Annotated in this window: 1 protein-coding gene; it reads right to left on the bottom strand. The window is 40.3% G+C overall.

Annotated features, from left to right (window positions below):
• Positions 1–19: 19 nt before the first annotated feature.
• The coding region (locus ACH0B5_RS18055; RefSeq protein ID WP_406928261.1) for an ABC transporter permease at positions 20–697 on the bottom strand (678 nt) is incomplete at its 5' end.

The raw sequence follows: 697 nt of genomic DNA, 5'->3' as shown, positions 1-697 counted from the left end.
TCATCCTTTTCACCTTCTTCTATTTACGTAATTTTGGATCTAGTGCATCTCGTAATCCGTCCCCAACAGCATTGAATGCGAAAATTGTTAATGAAATAAAGAACGCTGGGAAGAACAGTCGCCATGGCGCTGAAGTTAATGCCTTATTCCCTTCGGAGGCCATTGTTCCCCAACTCGCCATTGGTGCAGGAACACCTAAACCTAAGTAACTTAAAAAGGATTCTGTGAAAATAGCTGACGGAATCGTTAAAGTCATTGTAACTAAAATCGCACCAAGTGCATTCGGCACTAAATGACGCATAATTAAATGTCCTGTATTAGCTCCTAATGTTCTCGCAGCCAAAACGTACTCTTGGTTTTTAATTGATAATACTTCACCACGCACGATACGAGCCATATTAATCCAACCTGTAATCGATAACGCGATAATCATTGGTAGTAAACCTGGTTGAAGTACAACTAGTAAAATAATAACGACTAGTAAATATGGAACTGCAGATAAAACATCGGCGATACGCATCATAATGTTGTCTAATCTTCCACCTGCTAGACCCGAAATACTTCCCCATAACACACCAATAATTAAGTCAATAATCGCAGCAGTAATCCCGATAAATAAGGAAATACGTGCCCCTTGCCATACACGAACGAAAATGTCTCGTCCTAAATCATCTGTACCGAACCAATGGGCAGCTGA

The organism is Ureibacillus sp. 179-F W5.1 NHS (assembly GCF_045369345.1).
GTDB lineage: Bacteria > Bacillota > Bacilli > Bacillales_A > Planococcaceae > Ureibacillus > Ureibacillus halotolerans.
This window is presented reverse-complemented; position numbering and strand designations above follow the sequence as displayed.